This window comes from Paraburkholderia mimosarum LMG 23256 = NBRC 106338 (genome assembly GCF_000739815.1).
Taxonomy (GTDB): Bacteria; Pseudomonadota; Gammaproteobacteria; order Burkholderiales; family Burkholderiaceae; genus Paraburkholderia; species Paraburkholderia mimosarum.
On the sequence record NZ_BBJJ01000196.1, the window covers coordinates 1 to 3,268 of the forward strand.

The following is a 3,268-nucleotide window of genomic DNA, read 5'->3' on the forward strand; positions in this document are numbered from 1 at the left end:
TGTTAGGGCCTCGGTCACGGCGAGCTTCCGCGCGACCTCACCGGCATCGAGCCTGGCCTTCAGCTCCTGGATCTCGGCGTCCTTAGCGGCGGCAGCGCTCTGTAATTCGCTGGCACCCTTAGTTTGGGCGAGTTCGACGGCGTTCCTCTTGTCCTGCTCGGCCAGCTCAAGCCGCTCGTGCAGCTGCTTTTCGAACTCGCTGTCGCGAACCTGCTTCATGATGTCCGCGTAACCAGCTTCGTCAATCTTGAATGCTTTCCGGCAGTGCGGGCAGATGATTTCATGCATGTCTACGCTCCTCCCGCCTTTGTGAGAATCTGCTTGAGCATTTCTGGAACAGTTCCATTCGCCTCAAGCGTCGCAGTCCGATAAGCATACTGATTCTTTGCGAGTTGGATTCCGGCAGCGGCCTCAATCGCTGTACACGACGTGACCCACTCCGCCCAATTGGAATCTAGGTAGGTCTCAAGGTGATCGCTCAGGGTCGCTACACGATCGCCGATCTGTTCCGATGGGAAATCAACCTCTGTCTCACCGAGGTACTTCAACAGTCGACGGTTTTCTGTCGAAAACTTCGTGCGCTCACCATCTATAGCGGTCTGATTTTTGCCCGCAGCCTTAGCTCGAACTTCGAAGCCACTGTCTCCGTCGAAGAGTACGTAGGTCGGAATCCCGAGGCAGGTAAGGATGGCATGAGCAAGCGGGATTCCGCCCTTGCCTCCAGCTGAAATAATCGACAGTCCTTGGGATTCGAGCCGCCCCACGGCGTCCCGATCGCCGATTCCGTAGAATACGGCCGCCTCTGTATCCCCCTCGACCAGCAGCACACGTGCGGCGAACAACGCGACGGAGAGGCGATTTGTGACGATGCCATCAAGTTGACGGCCAACTTGGTCGGCATCCACGGTTCCATTGAGCTTCGTCTTCACGTCGTCGATCGTCGCGAAATGGGTAGTGACCACAGGCGTCTCGCCAGACGACCTCGTCAGCCGCCTGACTTGGTTGAAATGTCGAGCCTCAAGGAAGTAGGGGCTATGAGTCGCATAGGTCACTTGGATGCGCTTGCTGGCGTTCTCGGCGAGCGACCTTAGTACCTTCGCAAAGGTCTGAGCCTGGATCGGGTGCTGAAAGAGCTCCGGCTCCTCAATTGCCAGGCAGATGACACCCTCTGCCGACGCCGCGCCTGACTGCGCCAAGAGCTGGAGCGCCGAGATCAGGAGCGTGCGCTGAAAGCCATGTCCCTGTCGCTCCACAGCAGTCTCAGTTACGCCATCGAGCACGGCCACTTCGAAAGTGGTCCGAGGGGCCTTGAGTTCTACTTCGGCAGGCGAAACCGTGACAGCCCGACCAGGCGTGTAAGACGTGAGGACCTCGTTGAGCTGCGTCGTCATGACCTCTAGCTGCGCCTTGAACTTTTCCTCGTAGACTTTCTGCTGCTTCGTGCGCGACTCTTCGACGATCGTCGCGATCTCCTCATCAGCAGCAGCACGATCAACTGAACGCTCAAGGATTCGACCGATGATGCTCGCTTTGCCGTCGGTCGATTCCTCGCTTGCGCGAAGGTCAGCGGTGACTAGGACGAAGTCGAAGAGACCGCTCATCTTGCCGCCGCTGTTGAAGCCGAAGAAATTGGTTTGCAGCGCTTCGGGGGCGTCGACAAGCTGGCCAGTGTGGGAGGACTCCCAGGCCGTCATCGCCTGGTCAACGGCTGTACCTGTATTGGCGGCCGGGAGGTCTAGATCCAAACGGCTACCGCGGAGATCGGCGTATAGTTCCTTCTTCGCTGCCGCGCCGCCTGCTGCTTTGATCGCGTTGAATTCTGGAAAGCCCTTCGCATTCGCCGAAAGCACCTCTGAGCCGTCAGGTAACCGGCGCTTCCATGCCGTGAATGTGGTAACGCCGTCCGGCGCGTACTTGCCGAGTGCTTCGCGGTCCTTGTCGGTGAGATCGGTGAAGGTGACTTGAACCTCGATGTTCTCAGTCGTGACCCCGAAGGAACAGTCCTTCTCCGTTAGCGAGCCGGGCTTACCGTTAAAGTACCAGTCGAGTGCACGAAGCACAGTTGACTTCCCGGTACCGTTCGGCCCGATGAATGTCGTGACGGAATCGAAGGGGATCGTCACGTCTTTCAACGTGCGGAAGTTGCTGATGCGAACGGATTGGATCTTCATTGGGGGATTCCCGCTTTTTGTGCCTTTTGCCGAGAACGGAATTGCCGACACCGACTCGTTACCTGAAAGAGCAGTCTATCGCCGGATCATTCGTTAACCTTGAGCACGCCGCGACTTGGCGACCTACGACAGTCCGGTTTGGTAGCGCAGTGGAAGCCGTTGACGCGTGTACGCGGAGGTCTAGTCAACGATGGCTATACGCGAATCCCAGGAGCTATGCTTTCCGGAGGGGACGGGGCGGCGTCCGGGAAATGTTTGAGCGAGGATCGCAAGTCGTGACATCTGATTGAGGTCGAAACGTCGCCAGTCAGGGAGTCTACCGTTGCTACTTTGCCCCCCCGTCTGATAGCCGAGAACTTGCCTAATTCCATTTGTAACGCCGTATACATGGGGTTCGGCAATTCGCAGAAGATTACGGTAATAAAATTCTATCAATTGTTTATTCTCGATAGCCTCTGAGATCAGCTTTTCCATATGGCCCCCGTTTTCTCACTCGGCAAGTCTGCACGACGTCGAGGCAGCCGTCGGCGTCACAAAGGCAATACTTGCCACCAAATCATTCGTATGTTCAATGTAGGCGGTATTCGTTGCCGAAGCCAGAACGAATTGGCCGATCGCAAGAGAAAAATTGCAGAACACGAAAATCCAGATTAAGCAGGTGAAGGCGCTACCCGCGATCAGCAACAAGCGCCCCGGAGCGCCCCGTTGGTGGCGCCCCCTGGACGTCTTCCCCTGGCCGACCCATGCCGCGGGCCCACTAGGATTCAAGTTCGCGTAATCGAGCCAGCGCATGGGCGGCGTGCAGAGGCCAGCGGTAGCCGGCACAAGCGCAATTCGAGCTTTCCCAATCGGTACGCCGGTCATTTGAACGGAGCGCCTTCAGAGCCAGATCAAATTAACCGGCTATCTAGGCCGCAGGTGTTCAGGGGCTAAACGTGCTTTATTTTCCGTTTCCTGAAGCACCCCCAATTTGAACCGTCCCACCTGGTTTTGCGACTGTTGAAGCTGATGACATGAACGGCACACCGGCCTGACGGACACCCTGTGGAAAATATCGGCTTACCGCAAAGCCGACGTGCTTTTTAGGACTGTCAGGC

At 57.1% G+C, this 3,268-nt stretch carries 2 protein-coding genes and 1 pseudogene; all 3 read right to left on the minus strand.

What is annotated here, in order from left to right; translation table 11 throughout:
- Positions 1-288: pseudogene (locus BMI01S_RS36455) on the minus strand (DUF2130 domain-containing protein); the annotation flags it as partial.
- Between the two features lie 2 nt (positions 289-290).
- Positions 291-2,171, minus strand: coding sequence for an ATP-dependent nuclease (locus tag BMI01S_RS36460; protein WP_028233019.1), 1,881 nt, complete (start codon positions 2,169-2,171; stop codon positions 291-293).
- A 489-nt stretch (positions 2,172-2,660) separates the two neighbouring features.
- Positions 2,661-3,035: a hypothetical protein gene (locus tag BMI01S_RS36465; protein WP_028233020.1), complete on the minus strand. Its 375-nt coding sequence runs from the start codon at positions 3,033-3,035 to the stop codon at positions 2,661-2,663.
- Between the last annotated feature and the right edge of the window lie 233 nt (positions 3,036-3,268).

Coding starts and splice junctions, on each gene's coding strand:
- BMI01S_RS36460 (WP_028233019.1), bottom strand. CDS start 2,171: ATGAAGATCCAATCCGTTCGCATCAGCAACTTCCGCACGTTGAAAGAC.
- BMI01S_RS36465 (WP_028233020.1), bottom strand. CDS start 3,035: ATGACCGGCGTACCGATTGGGAAAGCTCGAATTGCGCTTGTGCCGGCT.